The organism is Pseudarthrobacter sp. NPDC058329 (genome assembly GCF_042879835.1).
GTDB lineage: Bacteria > Actinomycetota > Actinomycetes > Actinomycetales > Micrococcaceae > Arthrobacter.
Map to the genome: position 1 here is coordinate 169,290 of NZ_JBHVZR010000008.1, position 19,176 is coordinate 188,465.

At 65.9% G+C, this 19,176-nt stretch carries 16 protein-coding genes; 10 read left to right on the forward strand and 6 right to left on the reverse strand.

The annotated features are described in order from the left end of the window. The first annotated feature begins 26 nt into the window (after positions 1-26). Complete coding sequence (locus ACFVYC_RS12805; RefSeq protein WP_387550374.1) at positions 27-599, forward strand: ArsR/SmtB family transcription factor; 573 nt, start codon at positions 27-29, stop codon at positions 597-599. Positions 600-679: 80 nt separating this feature from the next. On the opposite strand, the gene ACFVYC_RS12810 is transcribed toward ACFVYC_RS12805, so the two are convergent. Continuing rightward, positions 680-2,029: an alpha-hydroxy-acid oxidizing protein gene (locus ACFVYC_RS12810; protein ID WP_387550376.1), complete on the reverse strand. Its 1,350-nt coding sequence runs from the start codon at positions 2,027-2,029 to the stop codon at positions 680-682. 106 nt (positions 2,030-2,135) lie between these two features. Between ACFVYC_RS12810 and ACFVYC_RS12815 the strand changes: the two genes are divergently transcribed. Next, the gene (locus tag ACFVYC_RS12815; RefSeq protein ID WP_387550378.1) at positions 2,136-2,828 is read left to right on the forward strand and encodes a FadR/GntR family transcriptional regulator; all 693 of its coding nucleotides are present in this window, start codon (positions 2,136-2,138) and stop codon (positions 2,826-2,828) included. On the opposite strand, the gene ACFVYC_RS12820 is transcribed toward ACFVYC_RS12815, so the two are convergent. Next, positions 2,825-3,859, reverse strand: coding sequence for a LacI family DNA-binding transcriptional regulator (locus ACFVYC_RS12820; protein ID WP_387550380.1), 1,035 nt, complete (start codon positions 3,857-3,859; stop codon positions 2,825-2,827). The two genes, ACFVYC_RS12815 and ACFVYC_RS12820, sit on opposite strands and share 4 nt — an antisense overlap. 368 nt (positions 3,860-4,227) lie before the next feature. On the opposite strand from ACFVYC_RS12820, the gene ACFVYC_RS12825 reads away from it, so the two are divergent. The 5 genes from ACFVYC_RS12825 to ACFVYC_RS12845 are packed head-to-tail and all read left to right on the forward strand — an operon-like array spanning position 4,228 to position 10,204. Then, positions 4,228-5,673 carry a Gfo/Idh/MocA family oxidoreductase gene (locus ACFVYC_RS12825; protein WP_387550382.1) on the forward strand — a complete coding sequence of 482 codons (1,446 nt, stop codon included), beginning with the start codon at positions 4,228-4,230 and terminating at the stop codon, positions 5,671-5,673. A gap of 27 nt (positions 5,674-5,700) precedes the next feature. Continuing rightward, positions 5,701-6,666: an NAD-dependent epimerase/dehydratase family protein gene (locus ACFVYC_RS12830; RefSeq protein WP_387550384.1), complete on the forward strand. Its 966-nt coding sequence runs from the start codon at positions 5,701-5,703 to the stop codon at positions 6,664-6,666. Beyond that, positions 6,663-7,568, forward strand: coding sequence for a 5-dehydro-4-deoxyglucarate dehydratase (locus tag ACFVYC_RS12835; protein ID WP_387550385.1), 906 nt, complete (start codon positions 6,663-6,665; stop codon positions 7,566-7,568). The genes ACFVYC_RS12830 and ACFVYC_RS12835 overlap by 4 nt, the downstream gene beginning before the upstream one ends. After that, entirely contained in the window at positions 7,568-8,671 is a 1,104-nt protein-coding gene (locus ACFVYC_RS12840; RefSeq protein ID WP_387550387.1) for a mandelate racemase/muconate lactonizing enzyme family protein, read from the forward strand. Before ACFVYC_RS12835 ends, ACFVYC_RS12840 begins: the two co-directional genes overlap by 1 nt. Positions 8,672-8,707: 36 nt before the next feature. Continuing rightward, on the forward strand, positions 8,708-10,204 hold the full coding sequence (locus ACFVYC_RS12845; protein ID WP_387550389.1) for an aldehyde dehydrogenase (NADP(+)): 1,497 nt from the start codon (positions 8,708-8,710) through the stop codon (positions 10,202-10,204). 187 nt (positions 10,205-10,391) lie between these two features. Here ACFVYC_RS12845 and ACFVYC_RS12850 read toward each other — a convergent pair whose 3' ends face one another. The 3 genes from ACFVYC_RS12850 to ACFVYC_RS12860 are packed head-to-tail and all read right to left on the reverse strand — an operon-like array spanning position 10,392 to position 14,856. Continuing rightward, positions 10,392-11,570: a M24 family metallopeptidase gene (locus ACFVYC_RS12850; RefSeq protein WP_387550390.1), complete on the reverse strand. Its 1,179-nt coding sequence runs from the start codon at positions 11,568-11,570 to the stop codon at positions 10,392-10,394. Further along, on the reverse strand, positions 11,567-13,639 hold the full coding sequence (locus ACFVYC_RS12855) for a DUF6807 family protein (protein ID WP_387550392.1): 2,073 nt from the start codon (positions 13,637-13,639) through the stop codon (positions 11,567-11,569). The genes ACFVYC_RS12850 and ACFVYC_RS12855 overlap by 4 nt, the downstream gene beginning before the upstream one ends. Next, the gene (locus tag ACFVYC_RS12860) at positions 13,636-14,856 is read right to left on the reverse strand and encodes an acetylxylan esterase (protein ID WP_387550394.1); all 1,221 of its coding nucleotides are present in this window, start codon (positions 14,854-14,856) and stop codon (positions 13,636-13,638) included. Before ACFVYC_RS12860 ends, ACFVYC_RS12855 begins: the two co-directional genes overlap by 4 nt. 393 nt (positions 14,857-15,249) lie before the next feature. Between ACFVYC_RS12860 and ACFVYC_RS12865 the strand changes: the two genes are divergently transcribed. The 3 genes from ACFVYC_RS12865 to ACFVYC_RS12875 all read left to right on the forward strand — a co-directional run bounded on the left by ACFVYC_RS12865 (position 15,250) and on the right by ACFVYC_RS12875 (position 18,771). Then, positions 15,250-16,194 carry a carbohydrate ABC transporter permease gene (locus ACFVYC_RS12865; RefSeq protein ID WP_387550396.1) on the forward strand — a complete coding sequence of 315 codons (945 nt, stop codon included), beginning with the start codon at positions 15,250-15,252 and terminating at the stop codon, positions 16,192-16,194. Next, positions 16,184-17,125 carry a carbohydrate ABC transporter permease gene (locus ACFVYC_RS12870; RefSeq protein WP_387550398.1) on the forward strand — a complete coding sequence of 314 codons (942 nt, stop codon included), beginning with the start codon at positions 16,184-16,186 and terminating at the stop codon, positions 17,123-17,125. Before ACFVYC_RS12865 ends, ACFVYC_RS12870 begins: the two co-directional genes overlap by 11 nt. Before the next feature lie 281 nt (positions 17,126-17,406). Then, entirely contained in the window at positions 17,407-18,771 is a 1,365-nt protein-coding gene (locus ACFVYC_RS12875; protein WP_387550400.1) for an ABC transporter substrate-binding protein, read from the forward strand. Between the two features lie 162 nt (positions 18,772-18,933). Here the strand turns inward: ACFVYC_RS12875 and ACFVYC_RS12880 are convergent. Next, positions 18,934-19,176: HNH endonuclease (locus ACFVYC_RS12880; RefSeq protein WP_387550401.1), on the reverse strand; the 243-nt coding region annotated here is incomplete at its 5' end.

Here is a 19,176-nt window from a genome sequence, read left to right on the forward strand (position 1 = left end):
GGGCATATGTCGCTAGGGTGGGAGGCATGGTGACAGACGACGTATTTGCCGTCATTGCGGAATCGACCCGGCGGGACATCCTGACCTCCCTTCGTTCCGGAGACAAGGCAGTGGGGGAGCTCGTGGAGGAACTGGCGGCGAGCCAGCCCACCATTTCCAAGCACCTGAAAGTCCTGCGTGAGGCCCAGTTGGTGAGCATGCGGGCGCAGGGCCAGAAGCGGTACTACGCGCTGAACCGCAAGCCGCTGGAGGGGATTGCCAGCTGGCTTGAGACGTTCGACGTCGGCACGGCGGCCTCGGCTCCGCTGTCGCCGGTGGCTGTAGCCTCCCTCCAGGACAGCCCGCGGAAAGAGCCTTCTGCCGTGTCGGCGGGCGAAGGCGTCACAGCGGTAGCAGCGGATGCTGTCTCAGCCGGCGTGCTGGCACCAGACGGCACCGACCTGAGTCCCGCCGTCGTGATTCCCGGCGGAACTACCGCGCCGCTCAGCGATGACAGCGTGCCCCAGCAGATCGGCCGGACCGTGGGCCGTGCGGCCACCAAGGCGGCCGACCTGCTGGCGAACCTGCCCAACCTTCCCAAGTTCGGCCGCAAGAAGTAGCCCATAACCCAACTGACCCGCAGTTAACGCTGCCAAATCGTGTTTTCGCTGCGTCAACTGCGAGTCAGTTGGGATGGGACCTACTTGTTCAGCAGGCGCACGTGGTCCGGGGTGAGCTCGGAGATCTTGCTGACGCCGAGCAGGGCCATAGTGCGGGCCATGTCCTTTTCGAGGATCTGGAGGGTGCGGTCAACGCCTGCGCGGCCGCCGGCCATCAGACCGTAGAGGTAAGCGCGACCGATCAGGGTGAAGTCTGCGCCGAGGGCCAGGGCTGCCACGATGTCCGCACCGCTCATGATGCCGGTGTCCAGCATGATCGCGGCGTCGGTGTTGTCCGCGGTGAACGCCTGCTTGACCTCGGGGAGCAGGTGGAACGGGATGGGGGCACGGTCCAGCTGCCGGCCGCCGTGGTTGGAGAGGATCACACCGTCTGCGCCGTGGTCAACAACGCGGCGGGCGTCCTCGACGGTCTGGATGCCCTTGACCACCAGCTTGCCCTTCCAGGTCTCGCGCAGCCAGTCCAGGTCCTCGAAGGTCAGGGTGGGATCGAACATGGAGTTGATCAGGTCAGCCACCGTGCCCGTGTAGCGGGACAGTGAGGCGAACGTCAGCGGCTCGTGGGTGAGGAAGTTGAACCACCAGGCCGGACGGTAGGACGCATCGAGCACAGTCTTGATGGTCAGCGCCGGCGGGATAGTCATGCCGTTGCGGACATCGCGGAGTCGCGCGCCGGCCACGGCGGTGTCCACGGTAACCATCAGGGTGTCGTTGCCGGCCCGGGCGGCGCGCTCGATGAGCTCCAGCGACCGGTCGCGGTCCGTCCACAGGTACAGCTGGAACCAGTTCCGGCCGTTGGGGGCCGCTGCAGCCACGTCCTCGATGGAGGCGGTGCCCATGGTGGAGAGGGTGTAGGGGATTCCGGCCGCCTCGGCTGCCTGGGATCCGGCGTACTCGCCTTCGGACTGCATCATCCGGGTGAAGCCGGTAGGCGCGATGCCCACCGGGAGGCGTGAGGGCTTGCCCAGGATCTCGGTGCTCAGGTCGATGGCGGAGACGTTCCGCAGGATGCCTGGCCGGAATTCGATGTCCAGGAAGGCCTGGCGGGCGCGGCGAAGGGTGATTTCCTCTTCGGCGGCGCCGTCCGTGTAGTCAAAAGGCGCCTGCGGGGTGCGCCGCTTGGCGATGTCCCGCAGCTCCCACACCGTGCTGGCGCGCCTGAGCCGGGCTTCCTTGCTGTATTCCGGCTTCTTGAACTGCATCAGGGGAGCCAGGTCGGAGTACTTGGGGATACGGCGCTTCAACGCTGCCGGCACGGCGGAACCTGCGCCGGCGGGAGCCGCAGCAGGAACGGAGGATACGGTTGCCGGAACATCCGTTGACTCCGGGGCAGGCGTGGTCTCCGGGTTGTTGGGCTGGATGGTGTGGGTCATGGCGTCCTCCGTTGGGCGGGTGACCGGTCTGCCGTCGGGCAAACCGTTCTGTGGTCTAACCACACTGTAAGCCATGTGGTCCAACCACATCAACTACTATTGCCACATGAAGACCCATCAGCTTGTCCTGGCTTGGATTGAGAACGAGCTCTCCGAAGGACGCCTGGCTGTGGGCGGCCGCCTGCCCGCCGAGCGTTCACTGGCCGAGCAGCTCCAGGTCTCGCGGACCTCCGTCCGGGAGGCCATCCGCATACTGGAGGCCATGGGTGTGCTCCGGGCGGGAGTGGGGTCCGGGCCCGAGGCGGGGACGGTGGTCATTTCGGATCCGACGGCGGCCCTGGGCTCTGCGCTGCGGCTGCATGTCGCTACCCAGCACCTGCCAGTGGCGGACATCGTGGAGACTCGTGTACTTCTGGAATCGTGGGCGGTGTCCCACGCGAGGCCTGATTCGCCGGAGCTGGCCGGCGCTGCCCGGCTCCTTGACCGGATGGATGAGGACGCGGTGGCCGTGGACGAGTTCCTTGCGCTGGACGTCCGTTTCCACCTTGCGCTCGCAGACGCGGCGGGCAACGCCGTGGTCAGCGCCATGATGGGGTCGCTGCGTGAATCAATTACCGGCTATGCATCCCGGCTCACCGGCAACCTGCCGGACTGGAACACCACAGCGAAACGGCTGCGGTCCGAGCACCATGACATCCTTGCCGCGGTGCAGAATAGCGACGGCGAGCGGGCGGCCACGCTGGTGGCCGCCCACATCGAGGGCTACTACCGGGAGGCCGGCGTCGGCCCGGAAGCTTAGCCGTGCACCGTTGAGCGGGGCGCCTTGGCCGGGCCGCTGCTGTTTCGGACCTGGAGGCGCGGCTGGTACCGGCTGCCGGGCGCGTCGTTCTCTTCCTTGCGGATCAGCGCGCGAAGCTGGTGCCAGGCCTGCTCGCCCAGTTCGGTGATGGGGACGGCTGCGGTGGTGAGTGCAGGGGTGGTGTACCTGGCAAAGGGGATGTCGTCGAACCCTGTCACCGAAATGTCGCCCGGAACATGGAGGCCGCGTTCGTGCAGCCCGCTCATCAGGCCCATCGCCACCAGGTCGTTGAAGGCAAGGATTCCTGTCGCCCCGCTTTCCAGTACGGCATCCACGGCTTCGTGGCCGGTGTCGAAGTCTGAACCGCCTTCAAGCATCCGGACATCCACCTGGGGATGGGCGGCCTTGAATGCCTCCAGGCCCTGAAGCCGCATGCCGTTGGAGGCGCTTCGGGGCGGCCCGGACAAGAATGCCAGGCGGGTGTGTCCCAGGTCCACCAGGTGTTCGGCGAGATCCTGCACGCCCTGCCCGTAATCCACCACCAGGCTGGGTACGTCCGCGGCGGCCGTGGTGCGGTTGATCAGCACCAGTGGGTGGAGCGACGGCGCAATCTCCTCCAGTTCGGAGTCGCTCATGCGCGGAGCGCACAGGACCAGGCCGTCGCACCGCCGGCGGGCTTCGCCTGCGAGGATGGTTTCCTCGCTGGACACCTCAAAGGAATCGGCGATCAAAACGCGGTATCCGTCCTGGGCTGCGGCCCGGCTCAGGCCGCGCAGGATGGCCTGGAAGGTGGGGTTGGCCAGGTCCGGCACCACGATGCCAATCGTGTCGGTCTTGCCCAGGGCAAGGCTGCGGCCCACCGGGTTGGGCTGGTACTTCAGCTCCGCAGCAGCGGCCCGAACGCGGGACGCAATGTCCGGGTCCACGGTGAAGTTGCCGTTCATGACCCGGGACACCGTCGCATGGGACACCCCAGCCTTGACCGCAACATCCGCGATCCCGATCCTGCCGGTTGCCGATCTCCTGACCATGGTGGTCCCTTCTTTAGCGCGGCGGGGCGGTGCCGTGTGCCGTTGTGCTGCCCGCGGGCAGGTTCTTTGCCGCCTTTGCCCGACGGGGTATGAGAGACAGCATATACCGGTCCCGGAAACCGATTTCTAGAGTTTTCCCAAGTTTTCCCGCAACTTTGGGCCTGGAGTGGCGCCCGTCATTCCGTGGGTGGACTAGAAAACGCTTTCTCTCAATGTTGATAATGGTTGACGGATACCTGCTCCGGTTGGTACAAATCTAGTAGTGACCTGAGAAAACGCTTTCTTGGGCAGGGTGCAGCAGTGCACCCAATGTCGAACATCAGAGGCCGCCGGCGCGGCCGGGAATTAGCTTTCGAAAGGGATCCCTCATGGTCAACACAGCCGAGTCAAGTACCGCTGCAGGCGCGGCAAAAGCTGGCGCGGACACCGCCACCGCTGACGTTTCCGGAGGGCAGGGCGGCAAAGCGCGCATCGCCCTGATCGGCACCGGCGGCCGCTCCGAAATGTACACCCGGGCCATCTTCGGCAAGCACGCAGACACCGCCGAACTCATCGCGTTCTCGGACGTCAACCCGGGCCGCGTGGAGTTCTACCAGAAGCTCATCCAGGAGCTGGGCGCACCGGGACCGGTGGCCTCCTTCGATCCTGCAGACCTCACCGCGTTCATCCAGGCCAACAACATCGACCGGGTCATCGTCACCACGCCTGATTACACCCACGCCGACTACATCGTGGAGGGACTTCGCGCGGGCGCCGACGTCGTCGTTGAAAAGCCCCTCACCATTGACGCCGAGGGCTGCCGCCGCATCACCCAGGCCGTGCGCGAGACCGGCCGCAATGTGGTGGTCACCTTCAACTACCGCTACTCGCCGCGCAACAGCGCACTCAAGGAGATCATCCAGAGCGGCGTGATCGGCAAGGTCACCTCCATCGACTTCAGCTGGGTCCTGGACACCGTGCACGGCGCAGACTACTTCCGCCGCTGGCACCGCGAGAAGAAGAACTCCGGCGGCCTGCTGATCCACAAGGCGTCCCACCACTTCGACCTGGTGAACTGGTGGATCGACGACGTCCCGGAGCGCGTCTTCGCCTCCGGCGGCCTCAAGTTCTACGGCGACAAGAACGCCGCCGAGCGCGGCCTGGGTCCCCGCCCGGAACGAGGCACGCCTGACGCCGATGCACCCGCCACCGCGGAGAAGGATCCGTTCACCCTGGACCTGCGCGAGGACGAACGCCTCAAGGCACTGTTCCTGGACAACGAGCACTACGACGGCTACCGCCGCGACCAGGACGTCTTCACCGAAGGCATCACCATTGAGGACAACCTCGCGCTGGTGGTGGAGTACCAGGGCGGCCCGCGCCTGAGCTACTCGCTGAACGCCCACAGTCCCTGGGAGGGCTACCGCGTGGCGGTCAACGGAACCGAGGGCCGCGCCGAGCTGGAGGTGGTGGAACGCGCCGCCGTCACCAGCAGCACGGACAAAAAAACCGTGGTGGACCCGAGCGCAACCCCCATCGAAGAGGATGACGCCATCCGCCGCAATGGTGAACGCCTGGTGGTCCAGCGCCACTGGGAAGCAGCCTTCGAGGTGCCGATCATCAACGGCGAAGGCGGCCACGGCGGCGGTGACGAGCTCCTCCTCTCGGATCTCTTCAACGGCCCCGGCCAGGATCCGCTGGGCCGCCCCTCCGGCTACCTGGACGGGCTGCGCTCCGTCTCGGTGGGCATCGCCGGCAACCGCTCGCTGGAAACCTCCCTGCCCGTACGCATCGAGGACCTGGACCTCGGCGCCGACCTCCGCCGCGGCAAGTGACCGAGGCACCGGATTCGAAGGACTAACATGAGCAGGATTCTTGTCACCGGGGGCTCCGGCCGCCTGGGGCGCAGCGTGGTGGCCGGCCTCGCCCAAAAGGGCCACGAGGTGATCTCGGTGGACCGGGACGCCGTTCCGGCCGACCAGTTGCCGGCCGGGGTTGTGCAGGAGACCGCCGACCTGCTGGCTCCTGGCGAGGCGCTGCGCCTCCTGCGGCAGACCGCGCCCGACGCCGTCATCCACCTTGCGGCGATAGCCGTCCCGTTCAGCGCGCCCGAGGACGTCATCTTCGCCACGAACACGCGCCTCGCCTTCGCCGTGGTCAGCGCCGCGACGGAAGTCGGGGTGCCGAAGATCGTCACCGCCAGCAGCCCCACGGTGCTTGGCTATGGCTCGCCCGCGGGCTGGCTGCCGCCGTCGTTCCCGCTGGACGAGCGGACTCCGCCTAAGCCGTGGAACGCGTACGCGCTCTCCAAGCTGATCGCGGAGCAGACCGTGCAGGCGTTCGCTGCAGCGCAGGGTGAGAAGATCCGGTATGCGGCGTTCCGCCCCTGCTTTGTGATTTCACCGGAGGAATGGGACGGCGCTCCTACCCAGCAGGGCCACACCCTTGCTGAACGGCTGGCCGATCCCGCCCTGTCCGCTCCCGCGCTCTTCAACTACGTGGATGCGCGGGACGTGGCGGACTTCCTGGACCTGCTGCTGGAGAAGATGCCGTCCATTCCCAACGGGGAAACCTTCTTCGTCGGCGCGGCAGATGCGCTGGCAACGGAGCCGTTGGCGGACCTGATGCCGAAATTCCTGCCGGGAAGCGAGGCCATCAGCGCAGGCCTTACGGGCACCAGCCCGGCCTTCTCCATCGCAAAAGCACAGGAACTCCTGGGCTGGCACCCCACGCGCAGCTGGCGTACTGAACTTAAGTCCGATTCACCCTTCAACGACGAGAATTCCGCGCTGGTCACTGCCGGCAGCGGAGCCAAGGAGACATCATGAAATTCGACGGCGTACTGTTCTTCCCCGTTACCCCGTTCACAGCCGAAGGCGCCGTCGACGTGGAGCTGCTCAAGGAGCACATCAGCTCGCGGCTACCGTTCGGTCCCGGCGGCGTGTTTCCCGCCTGCGGCACCGGTGAGTTCCACGCGCTGAGCATCGATGAGGTCCGCACCGTGGTGACGGCCGCCGTCGAGGCTGTGGCCGGAAAGGTGCCCGTGGTGTCCGGTGCCGGGGGCCCCCTGGGCCACGCCATTGCGTGTGCCCGGATCGCCGAGGAAGCCGGCGCCGATGCCCTTTTGGTCCTGCCGCCGTACCTGGTCACCGGCCCCACCGACGGGCTCGTGGCGTACATCGAGGCAGTGGCCGACGCCAGCAGCCTGCCCGTCATCGTGTACCACCGCGGGAACGCCAAGTTCACCGCCGCCTCGATGGCCCGCCTCGCCGCCAACCCCAAGGTGGTCGGCTTCAAAGACGGACTGGGCGATGTTGGCCTGGCCCAGGAAATCGTGTCCGCCGTCCGTGCCACCGGACGTGAGGACTTTGCTTTCTTCAATGGCCTGCTCACCGCGGAACTGACCCAGGGCGCGTACCGCGGCCTCGGCATCCCGCTCTACTCCTCCGCCGCGTTCGCGATGGCCCCGGAGATCGCCAAGGCCTACTACGACGCCTACATGTCCGGTGATGAGGACCGCCGCAACGCCCTGCTCGAAGGCTTCTACGCACCGCTGGTCCGCCTCCGCGACCAGACCCCCGGGTTCGGCGTTTCGCTCATCAAGGCAGGCCTTCGCCTCGGCGGGCTGCCCGTGGGTTCCGTGCGTCCGCCGCTGGTTGACCCCACCGAGGAGCAGCTGGTGCAGCTGAAGGCCATCCTCGCCAAGGGCTACGAGCTGGCTGGCCGCTGATGACCGCCCTGGCCGCCGAAGCTGTCCGCACCGTACCCCGCATCACGGGCCTCTCCACGCGCCTCATCACCGTTCCGCTGCGGCGCAGCTGGGGTGTTGAGGCGCCGGAGAACCACGTGATCGTCACGGAGATCCACACGGACGACGGCGGTGCGGGGCATGGTTTTTCCTGGACGCCCACCATTGGCCCGCAGGCTGTCAAGGCACTGCTGGACTACGACATTGCGCCGTTCGTCGCAGGGTTGCCCGCCAACCCCGAGGTGGTTTGGGATGCGGTGTGGAAGCGGCTGCACGAGGCAGGCGGCGGGGGACTGACCACCATTGCGATGGCGGGCGTGGACCTGGCCCTCTGGGACCTGCAGGCCTCCCGCGCCGGTACTTCCGTCACCGGACTCCTGGGGCAGCGCCAGGGTTCAGCGGAAGTCTATGGCTCCGGCGTCAACCTGCACTACAGCCTGGAAGAGCTGGTGGCGCAGACTGAACGGTGGGTTGCCGCCGGGCACCAGGCCGTGAAAATCAAGGTAGGCAAACCGGACATCCGTGAGGATTCCGAACGCGTGGCCGCGGTCCGCTCCGTTCTGGGGCCGGACCGGAAGCTGATGATCGACGCCAACCAGCGTTGGGACCTGCCCACCACGCTCCGCGCTCTCGATGTCTTGTCCGGGTTCGGCCTGGAGTGGCTCGAGGAACCCATCCGCGCGGACGACCTCTGGGCCTACCGCAGGCTCCGCAAGCACTCGCCGGTGCCGATCGCCCTCGGTGAAAACCTGCACACCATCTACCGCTTCCGGGATTTCATTGAGGCGGAAGCGGTGGACATCATCCAGCCGAACATTATCCGGGTGGGTGGCATTACGCCGTTCCGGCGCATTGTTGAGCTGGCCCGGACCAACAGCATCAAGGTCATGCCGCACCTGCTGCCGGAACTGTCCGGCCAGTTGGCGCTCACGCTCGCCGAGCCCACCCTGGTGGAGGACGTGGAGGAGGCATCCTTTGAGCAATTGGGGATCCTCGCCGGCCCGTCGCCGGTCCGGTTCAGCGACAGCCGGGTGACCCTCACGGACCAGCCGGGGCTCGGCTTCCGCTTCCGGGACGGACAGTAACCATGCCGCAACCCCGGGTCGCCCGTCGACCCGGGGTTGCGGCGTAACGAAGAACGCACAACCACAGAACAGGTAACTGACGTGACAACTGCAACCCTCTCTATGTCCGAGCTGACGGCCGCGGCCACGGAGGCTGCCAAAATCTCGGCGGTTGCCTCCGATGCCCAGCGGGCTGACTGGCTCAACGCCGTCGCCGACGCTTTGGACGCCAACGCCGCCGAACTGGTGGAGATTGCCGATTCCGAAACGAGCCTGGGTGTACCCCGCCTCACCGGCGAAGTGGCCAGGACCACCGGGCAACTCCGGCTGTTCGCGCGTGTGATTACCGAGGGCTCCTACCTCGAAGCGGTGATTGACCACGCGAACCCGGTCGCCACTCCACCCACGCCCGACCTGCGCCGGATCCTCCGACCGATCGGACCGGTGGCGGTGTTCTCCGCGTCGAACTTTCCGTTCGCCTTCTCGGTGGCCGGCGGCGACACCGCCTCTGCGCTGGCCGTGGGTTGCCCGGTGATTGTCAAGGCCCACTCGGGCCACCTCCGCCTGTCGGAACGGACGGCGGAGATCGTGGCGGAGGCGCTGCGTCACGCGGGCGCACCCGAGGGCTTGTTCGCCCTGGTCAGCGGACGCGAGGTGGGAACCGCGCTGGTCCAGGATCCCGCCATCAAGGCAGTAGGCTTCACCGGCTCCATCCCCGGCGGCCGCGCCCTCTTCGACCTTGCCACGTCCCGCCCGGAGCCAATTCCGTTTTACGGCGAACTGGGCAGCCTGAACCCGGTGGTTGTCACGGAATCAGCGCTGGCGGAACGCTCGGCCAAGCTTGCCGAAGGCCTGGCCGGTTCCTTCACCCTTGGCGCCGGCCAGTTCTGCACCAAGCCCGGGCTGGTCTTCATCCCGGCCGGCACGGACTTCGCCGAGAAAGTTGCAGAGGCCACCAAGGGCAAACCGGCGCTGGGGATGCTCACCAGCAGGATTGCCGAAGCGTATCCGGACGGACTGCGCAGCTTTGCGTCCGTTGACGGCGTGGGCGTGGTCAGCGGCAGCGTCGACCAGGACGCGGTGGCCAACGGGGCAGCGCCGGTGGTTTTCACCACCACTGCCGCCAGGGTCCTGGAGAACCCCGAGGAACTGCTGGAGGAGTGCTTCGGCCCCACCACCATGCTGATCAAATACGCGGACCAGGCGGAGCTGTCCGCGGTGCTCGCCAAGGTCCCCGGAAGCCTCACCGCCACGGTGCACGCGCAGCCGGGCGAGGATGTTGCCGCGCTCGTGGAGCAGCTGTCCGGCCTCGCCGGCCGCGTCCTCTTCGACGGCTGGCCCACCGGTGTGGCCGTCAACTGGGCCCAGCAGCACGGCGGCCCCTACCCGGCAACCACGTCGCTCTTCACCTCGGTCGGTGCGACGGCGGTCCGCCGGTTCCAGCGACCGGTCGCCTACCAGGACGCTCCGGAGTCCGTCCTGCACCCTGCGCTGCTCGAGAGCAACCCGCTGGGGATCCCGCGCCGGGTGGACGGACAGCTGCAGCTTCCCTAGAAACCCTCTCTCAACTGATGTCGCTTTAAACGGAACGCCCTTTCAGATAACGCCGGTTCAAACGAAACCCTCTCTCAACTGTTGTCGGTTTAAACGAAACGCTCGCTCAGTCATGGCCGCCATTGCGGCTATGGCTGAGCGAGCGTTTCGCGTTTTGCGGCAGGATCTGCGCGAACGTCCTGACGCCTCAGAGCTGAAGCGTAGCCGGCCGCTGGAGCCCGTTCACCGTCATCGCCGGCCAGCGGGGATCCACAGTGAGGACCTGCAGGCCCGAGTCCGCGAGTTGGACGGTGTCCTCGATTTTAACCCCCGGCCCCGACGGGTTCCACGTGAAGGCTTGGTTCACCACCACAGTGTCCGTTGCGACGGTAGTGACGCGGGGGTCGCGGCCGGCGTAACCTGCGGGCCCGCCCTGATGGTGCAGTTCCCACTGCCCGGCACCGAAACCGTGGCGGGCGTAAGCCGCCTGGATCTCGCCAAAGATCCGGTCCAGCCGGGCACCGGGGACCGTGGCATCGAAGATGTCCGCCTCCACCGCTGCGATGCGGGCCTCGGCGTCGCGCTCTTCGGGAGTGCCGGCGTCGAACCTCACCCAGCGGGTGATGTTGGCGACCAGGCCGTCCCTGCGCGCGCAAACCACTGCCATGGCGCGTCGCCCGAGGGGCGAGTGGGTAGCCAGCGGATGCCGGAAATCGCTCCGGCTGCTGCCGTTGCACAGCAGGACCAGCGGTTCCGCTCCGGCGGCGACAATCCGGGCGGCCAGGGCGGACGCCAGTTCGAACTCGGTGGTTTCGGGCCGGGCCGTGGAGAGGACATCTGTCATGATTGCTGCGACGTCAGAGCTGAGCCGGGCGTAGCGGGCGCTTTCGGCCGGGAGCAGCTGCTGGCGGGCTGCGCGCAGCTCCGCGGCTACGGCTGCTTCTGCCAACGGTGTGCCCTTCCCGGCGGTGCCGGCGGCGGCAGCCGCCTCGTACAGGTTCCCGTACCAGGGGACTGAATGGAGGCTGACACCGGAGGGCAGTTCCTCCGCGGCGATACGGCCGGCTTCATTGTTAAAGGTCACCAGATGGTCGCCGTCATGGTCCACAAGGACGGCTGCGATGGGATCTCCGGCCAGGCTGATGTGGACGCGGCTGCCGTCCAGGTACCAGGTCAGCGCCGTGTGCGTGGTGAGCAGCAGGGACTCCTGGCCCTTGGCATCGAGGATGTCCAGGACACGGCGCCGCTTGATGGCACGGTCCTCCACGGAAGCCGGTGCCACCCTGCCGGACAGGGCCGCAACCGGTTCTGCCGGCGTCGGCTCTATCGTTGCGGGGCCGCTCCTTCTGCCCGCAAGCGGTGCGGTGTCTGCTGTCGTCTGGCTCATGAACGGGTCCCCTGCCGGTTGATCAATGCTTGGATGTCTGCTGTGCCAAGGATGCCGTCGGCCACAAAAACGGTAATGCTTCGCTGCACAGGAGTGCCCGGTTCAGCGATGACCGGGGTATCCCAGGCCAACGACTGGCCCACCCCCGGGTATCCGTCCACCCGGACGAACCAGGGGTCGGTGGAGCCTTCCGCCGCCACAAAAACGAGGGTGGCGTCGCCGTCCGGAAATTTTCCAGCCCACGCGAGCCAGGGCGTCACTGAACCGTGCACCTTGGTTTCCCCGGCGCCAGCCGGCGTCCAGACGGTGGCGCCGTCGCAGTTGGGCAGCCGCCAGAAGAAGCCGCCGTAGCCGCCTTCGAGCCGGCCGTTCGAACCGGGGCTGCCAAGGTTGACGGGCCGGTCACTGGCGGGGGAGAGCGCGAAGTCAAGGGACAACCGCCAGGCGGAGGAGCTGACGCCGGACCACGTCCAGGTACGGTTCTCAACCAGGATCGGAGCGCCGTCGGGCCCGTTCCAGCTCAGGGTTTCCTGCAGCCGGCCATCACGGGCGCCCGACCTTGCCGCCAAGTCTTCAACAGGCGTTCCGGTGCTGGTGATGCTGCCGTGGTCCGGGCGCCAGACGTACTGCCCGGCTTCGCGGGTGTAGGTGCGGCCGCCCCAAAAGTTGATGCCGTCCACATCCTGCAGGGCCACTCCGGCACCAAGATGCCACACGTGGTCCAGCGGCTGGTGGTCCGTCACCACGGTGCCGGCGAGCGTCCGGACCTGGTGGAGGTAGGGCCGCGGCGATGAGACGGCACGGATGCGGCTGCCGTCCTGGTATCCAGCGACGGCTTTGCCGTCCAGCGTAAAGGTCCGGGCCGGCGGGAGTTCCCGCGCCCAGGGCACTCCCAGTTCGGCGAAGGTGGCCTGCGCTTTGGCTGCCCGTTCGATGAGGGGTCCGATTCCGTGCACCACCGGGTGAGCGTCGTCGCCCCCGCCCTCCCACGTGATGTGGTCCGCGCTGATGGGCTGGGGGGCAGGGGAGGTGCGGATGGCCTCCAGCACAGTCGTGAAGGCGCCGGTGTCCGCCAACGAGCACAGCAGCGGGGCGTCCGTGGAGCGGGCATTCAACAGGTTTTCCAGCAGGTCCATTCGTCCGAAGGTTTCGCGGCGCTCGCTGTCAGGGGTGCTGATGACCACCTCGTCTTCGGTGTAGAAGAACGTAATTTCGCCGCGGGTGCAGTGCACGGTGACTGATGGATGCTGCTGTTCAGGTGCGCACAGGGTCAGTGCGCAGAGCAGCGTGGTGCCTCCGGTGGTGCGGACGCGGATGATGGAGGTGTCGTCACTTTGAGTCCCGTGGGCCCGGTAAAGGTCAGTTTCCACCGACCGAACGTCCGCGAGCGTATGTGCACCGGCCATGTGGAGAGCAGTGGCCACGGCGTGTGCCAGGGCGTTCGTAGCCACACCGTCCACCACGTCGATCCCGTCCAGGCTCCGCTTCCCGGCCCAGCGCGAGCGCTTGAAGTAGGCCTTGCTCCGTACCCACTGCCCCTTGGCACTAAGGCCGAGGACGTCGCCGATGCCACCGGATTCCACGAGGGACCTGATCGCCGGCAGCGCGTGGGACCCTAGGCTTTGGAAGCCCACTTGGACAAGCCGCCCGGCAGCCTCGGCCGCAGCCAGCACTTCCTGGAACTGGGCGAGGGATGCCACCGGCGGCTTTTCCACATAGACGTCCTTGCCCGCTGACAGTGCAGCGAGGGCCAGGGGAGCATGGGTCTGAATGGGGGTGGCAAGAATAACGACGTCGACTCCTGGGTCAGCTGCCAGCAGCTGGGTCAGGTCGTCGAAGACAGCTACCGAGTCCGCCAACCTGCCCTCAGCAGGCGGGCGGGGGTCCGCCACCGCGACCAGTTCCAGGGCACCGGCTTCTTCAAGCCGTGCCAGATTGGCGAGGTGGCGTTCGCCGAATCCGTGGACGCCCACCAGGGCAATCCGCGGAACCGCTGCCGGTTCGGCGGCTGCTGTGGCACTGGCCGGGCGGGTGCTGTCCTCCGCAGTGGCGGATTGTTGGGTCGTCATGGAGTTCCTCGAGGGCTGGAGGTGGTTTGAAGGTGGCTGGCGGCCTCGGCCGGGCCGGCGCGTTTTGAGAGATTGCCGTGCAGTGTGGCCGACAGGAAGTCGAGCGCTTCCTGCTGCATACCGGCCGTGAAGACATGGCCGCCCGGCCAGAAGCTGCCGGTGTAGCTCCCGGGGCGGTGCAGCGACTGCAGGGTGCGGTGGGCATCGCGCATGCCGTGCTCCGGAAAAAGTTCATCGGTGAGGGCGTATTGCACCAGCAGTCCGCCGGCGCCCGACCTTGCCGTCAGCTCCGGCCAGTCACCAAGGCGCCACAGTCCGGGCGTCTGCAGCAGCCAGGAATGGGCGTCCAGGTGGGCGGGAAGGAGCGACTGGAAAGTGGTCATCATGCAGGTCACCACATAACTACGGATCCTTGGACTCAGGACGGCAAGCGCCACGGAGCGGCCGCCGCCACCGGAGAAACCGATGCAACCCAGGCGGTCCTGGTCCACGTCCGGCAGCCCGGCGAGAATTTCCAGGGCGGCAAGGTCGTCGTGGGCCACCATGCCGGCCAGACTGGTGCCGAGCAGACCGGCCGTCTTGGCCACAGTTTCCTCGTGGAAAGCGGCGGCGGCGTTGTATTCGTCAGCATCGGAAGGCACGACGCCGTCCTCTCGCCACTGTGCCTGCCTCGCCTCCAGCGCCGAGGCCGTCCGCCACGGCGGGACGGAGAGGTCGAAGCGGCGGCTGCCCCAGGCAAACGCGTCGTGGGCGAGGACGACTGCGCCCCGGCGGGCTATGTCTGTGGCGAGGGCACGGCCGTCGTAGTGCCCGGCGCGGGCGTTTGCCGCTGAAGGATGGGACTCGGGAAGTTCCACCAGCCGGTCCGCTCCGCCGAACTTGTTGCCGCCGTGGCAGTGCAGGGCAAGGACACCCGGCAGGGGTCCGGAAACGCCGGCCGGCCTTATCAGCCAGCCAGTGGTCCGGGGGCCGAAGCTCAACTGCCAGCTGAGCTGGGAGGTGGTGACGCCGTCGTACGTGTCCTGCCAGTGCACTGTTACTTCCGGGCGTCGCTGCACAGCCGGCACCCCGAGCGCGTCTGCCAGTTCCTGCGCCGCAGTGGTGGACGCCTGGTAGCGGGGGTGTTGCTGTACGTAGGCAGGCCAGTCCTCGAAGCCCGCGATTGCGCTGGGCCGCCGCGGCTGGCCGTCCTTGGACGGGTCCACATTGTGGCTCATTGGCCCGCCTCCTTTCCCTTGTGGGACTAACCTCATTGTCCGGCCCTTCAGCAGGTGTTTCCGGCGAAGGGACGCCTGATGCAGAAAACGGTTTCTCAAAAACTAACAAAGGGCTATACAAGAGTCAAGAAACCGTTTACTTTGGTACGGAACCGCTTTTGAATCCGGACCACCCACCAGGTGGCATTTCGGATGATCGCCACTCCCGGGCCGCTTCTGACGGAAGCGCAGCCTGAGCGGCGAGCGTCCCTGTATCGCCCCGGCGATGAACCAATACGTGGAGGCCACGATGACCAAAGGAGACCAGATGGCCGCTAAACACATACCCAGGGCACCGCGCCCGGCTGGAAAGCCGGCTGCAGCGGGCCTGCTGCACGGAACGGGGTTGCCACAGTGAGCGCCATCAGTGAACTCAGCTCGATTTCCCGGCGGAAGGGCAAGGCCACCGCCGAGGAGAAGAAGGCCAACAGCCGCGACAACAAGGCGGCCTATATCTTCCTGCTGCCGTGGCTGGTGGGCCTCATCGCGATCACCATCGGTCCGATGCTGATGTCCCTGTACCTGTCCTTCACGGACTACAACCTCCTCCAGCCTCCGGAATGGGTCGGGCTGGATAACTTCACCCGCATGCTCACCGACGCCCGGCTGCATAACTCACTGGGCGTGACCTTCACGTACGTGTTCATAGGTGTTCCGCTCCAGCTCGCGGTGGCGCTGCTGATCGCTCTGGTCCTGGACAAGGGCCTGCGCGGACTGCCGTTCTACCGCTCGGTGTTCTACCTGCCGTCCCTCCTGGGCGGATCCGTAGCCGTTGCCATCCTCTGGAAGCAGATTTTCGGCACCACGGGCTTGGTAAACCAGGTCCTGGCAATGTTCGGCATCCAGGGCCCTGGCTGGATCTCAGACCCCAGCACCGCACTTGGCTCCATCATCCTGCTGCACGTCTGGACCTTCGGCGCCCCCATGATCATCTTCCTGGCCGGCCTGCGCCAGATCCCGGTTATGTACTACGAGGCCGCGAAGGTTGACGGCGCAACCACCCTCCAGCAGTTCTGGCGGATCACCCTGCCGATGCTGAGCCCCATCATCTTCTTCAACCTGGTGCTGCAGATCATCGGTTCGTTCCAGTCGTTCACCCAGGCGTTCATCGTCTCCGGCGGTAACGGCGGGCCCTCGGACTCCACGATGTTCTTCACCCTGTACCTCTACCAAAAGGGCTTCGGCCAGTTCGACATGGGCTACGCGTCCGCCATGGCCTGGCTCCTGCTGGTCATCATCGGCATCTTCACCGCCATCAACTTCATCGCTTCTAAGTATTGGGTTTTCTATGACGACTAAGCTTGAGACGCTGCCCACCCCGGAGACTGCCGGCGCTGGCAAGCCTACGAACCGCCGCAAGCCAAAAGTCAGGGAGTCCCGGGGCACCCTGGCCTTCAGCAAGGCGCAGCGCGGCAAAGCGCTGATGAAACACGCCATTCTCATCCTGGCCGGCGGCCTGATGATCTACCCGCTGCTGTGGATGGTGGTGTCCTCTCTGCGGCCCAACGAACTGATCTTCCGCGAGCCGGGCCTGTGGCTGAACAGCCTGGAGATGAGCAACTACACCTCCGGCTGGTCAGCACTGACGCACCCCTTCGGCCACTACATGATCAACTCCGCGATCGTGGTGATCGGGTCCATCCTGGGCAACCTGATCTCGTGCTCGATGGCCGCCTACGCCTTCGCCCGGCTGCAGTTCACGGCCAAGAAGCTGCTGTTCGGCATCATGCTGCTGACCATCATGCTGCCGTTCCACGTGGTGATCGTGCCGCAGTACATCCTGTTCTCGCAGATCGGCTGGGTGAATACCTTTTGGCCGCTGATCGTACCCAAACTGCTGGCCACCGAGGCGTTCTTCGTCTTCCTGATGGTCCAGTTCATCCGCGGCATTCCCCGGGAGCTGGACGAGGCCGCCAGGATCGACGGCGCCGGCCACCCGCGCATCTTCCTCCGGGTCATCCTGCCGTTGATGGTTCCGGCCTTGGCCACCACCACTATCTTCACCTTCATCTGGACCTGGAACGACTTCTTCGGCGCCCTGATCTACCTCACGGACCCGGACATGTTCACCGTTCCGGTGGCGCTGCGGGCCTTCGTGGATTCGCAGTCGGCCACCAGTTGGGGATCGCTGTTCGCGATGTCTATCGTGTCCCTGCTGCCGGTGTTCCTGGTCTTCCTGTTCGGCCAGCGGTTCCTCATCAAGGGCATCGCCACCACCGGTATCAAATAGCCCCGGCCAGTCGTCCGCGGCTCTTCCGGCCGCGGACACCTGCCGCCGTGCCGTATGAGCGCCGGGGCCCTGCCTGCTCGTGTACCAGTGGTTTCCGGAGGCGGCCCGTCCACGACGGGCCGCCTCTACTGCGCAAAAAGAGTTGAAATAACATCTTGTGATACAAGTCTCGGACTTGTAGCATTAGATTCAGAAAGCGATTTCCCATATCAGCCGCTTAGCTCCCGAAAAAGTCCTCGCCCTATCCCCAGCACCATGATCGAAGAAGATCGGAGTACCCAGTGCCGCTTTTTTCCCGCCCTGCTACTGCTGCTAAGCAGTCCGCAGTGACGCCCCCCATGGGCGCACGCCGCCCGCTACGTAAGACCGGTGTTGCCGCAGCTGCTGCCGCCGTCGTGATGGCCTTGAGCCTGAGTGCCTGTGGCAGCGGTTCTGCTCCTCAAAGCGCCGACGGCACTGTTGAACTGCGCTTCTCCTGGTGGGGCGGCGACAAGCGGGCCCAGCTGACCCAGGAAGCCATCAAGCAGTTCGAGGCCGAGAACCCCAAGATCAAGATCAAGCCTGAGTTCGGTGACTGGAGCGGTTACTGGGACAAGCTGGCCACCCAGGTCGCGGCGAACGATGCGCCTGACATTATCCAGATGGACGAAAAGTACATCACTGAGTACTCCAGCCGCGGCGCCCTTCTCGACCTCTCCAAGTACGAAATTGATACTTCCAAACTCGATGAGGCGGCACTCAACGCCGGCAAGAGCGAGGACGGCCTGACCGGCATTGCGGCCGGCATCAACGCCGCCACCATCCTGGCTAACCCGGCTGTTTTCGAGGCAGCCGGTGTTCCGCTGCCCGATGATACCAAGTGGACCTGGGATGACTTCGAACGGATCTCGTCCGAAATTACGGCCAATTCCCCGAAGGGCACTTACGGCGCCGCCGCCTATGGCACGGATGAGGCTTCGCTCGGTGTTTGGCTCCGCCAGGACGGCAAGTCCCTGTACACCTCCGACGGCAAGCTGGGCTTCGAGCCGGGCGACATCGCCGCATGGTGGGCGAACCTGAAGAAGCTCAGCGAGAACAAGGCAGTTCCGACAGCGTCCGAGGTAGTCGAAGCTGAAGCTGCCCCGCTTGACCAGTCCGGACTCGCCACCGGCAAGAACGCCTTGGCGTTCTGGTGGTCCAACCAGGCCCCCGCCTTGGAAAAGGCATCGGGCAGCGACCTGAAGATCCTGCGGTTCCCCACCAAGACCGGATCCTCCGCTGATGCCGGGCTCTGGTACAAGGCTTCACAGTTCTGGTCAGCCTCCTCACGCACCAAACACCCTGAGGAAACTGCCAAGTTCATCAACTTCCTGACCAACAACGTCAAAGCCGGCGAGACCCTCCTGGCCGACCGTGGCGTCTACCCGAACTCGGAAGTCCGGGCAGCCATCGAGTCCAAGCTGACGCCGGCCGATGTCAAGGTGGTCAAGTTCATTGACCAGATCAAGGACGAGTTGGGCGAGGCTCCGGCTCCGCCGCCGAAGGGCGCAGGCTCGATCCAGGAGATCATCAAGCGCTACACCTCCGAGGTGCTCTTCGAACGGCTTTCCACCGAGGAAGCGGGCAAGAAGGCGCATGACGAGATGAAGTCCGCCATCAGCAGCTAATCTCCACACCGCCAACACGGCTCTGGACAACGAGGGAGGATATCCCCCCAATAATGTCCGACGGCGGCGGGCACCTCCGTCCCGGTGGGAACCTCTGGTTCCTCCCGGGGCGGAGCTGTTTAAGCGGTCTTCATTCCCTGCCTGGGTTTGTGGTGTCCGCGTTCATTCCAGGGGTGGTGGGGGTGGTTTGAAGTAGTGGTTTTGTTGGGGTTTTTGGTGGGGGTCGAGGTGTTTTGGGGGTGTGTACCAGGGGGTGCCGTTGGTGGTGGTGATGGTCCATTGTTCTTTGTGGATGAGGTGGTGGTGGGCGGAGCAGAGGAGGGTGCCGTTGTTGATGGTGGTGGGGCCGCCGTGGGACCAGTAGGTGATGTGGTGGGCTTCGCACCAGGGGGCGGGGATGGTGCA

What these genes read in the sequence shown, in the direction of transcription:
- ACFVYC_RS12820 (WP_387550380.1), bottom strand. Translation starts at nt 3,859, where the DNA reads ATGGTCAGGAGATCGGCAACCGGCAGGATCGGGATCGCGGATGTTGCG.
- ACFVYC_RS12815 (WP_387550378.1), top strand. Translation starts at nt 2,136, where the DNA reads ATGAAGACCCATCAGCTTGTCCTGGCTTGGATTGAGAACGAGCTCTCC.
- ACFVYC_RS12825 (WP_387550382.1), top strand. Translation starts at nt 4,228, where the DNA reads ATGGTCAACACAGCCGAGTCAAGTACCGCTGCAGGCGCGGCAAAAGCT.
- ACFVYC_RS12860 (WP_387550394.1), bottom strand. Translation starts at nt 14,856, where the DNA reads ATGAGCCACAATGTGGACCCGTCCAAGGACGGCCAGCCGCGGCGGCCC.
- ACFVYC_RS12830 (WP_387550384.1), top strand. Translation starts at nt 5,701, where the DNA reads ATGAGCAGGATTCTTGTCACCGGGGGCTCCGGCCGCCTGGGGCGCAGC.
- ACFVYC_RS12840 (WP_387550387.1), top strand. Translation starts at nt 7,568, where the DNA reads ATGACCGCCCTGGCCGCCGAAGCTGTCCGCACCGTACCCCGCATCACG.
- ACFVYC_RS12835 (WP_387550385.1), top strand. Translation starts at nt 6,663, where the DNA reads ATGAAATTCGACGGCGTACTGTTCTTCCCCGTTACCCCGTTCACAGCC.
- ACFVYC_RS12855 (WP_387550392.1), bottom strand. Translation starts at nt 13,639, where the DNA reads ATGACGACCCAACAATCCGCCACTGCGGAGGACAGCACCCGCCCGGCC.
- ACFVYC_RS12810 (WP_387550376.1), bottom strand. Translation starts at nt 2,029, where the DNA reads ATGACCCACACCATCCAGCCCAACAACCCGGAGACCACGCCTGCCCCG.
- ACFVYC_RS12870 (WP_387550398.1), top strand. Translation starts at nt 16,184, where the DNA reads ATGACGACTAAGCTTGAGACGCTGCCCACCCCGGAGACTGCCGGCGCT.
- ACFVYC_RS12850 (WP_387550390.1), bottom strand. Translation starts at nt 11,570, where the DNA reads ATGAGCCAGACGACAGCAGACACCGCACCGCTTGCGGGCAGAAGGAGC.
- ACFVYC_RS12805 (WP_387550374.1), top strand. Translation starts at nt 27, where the DNA reads ATGGTGACAGACGACGTATTTGCCGTCATTGCGGAATCGACCCGGCGG.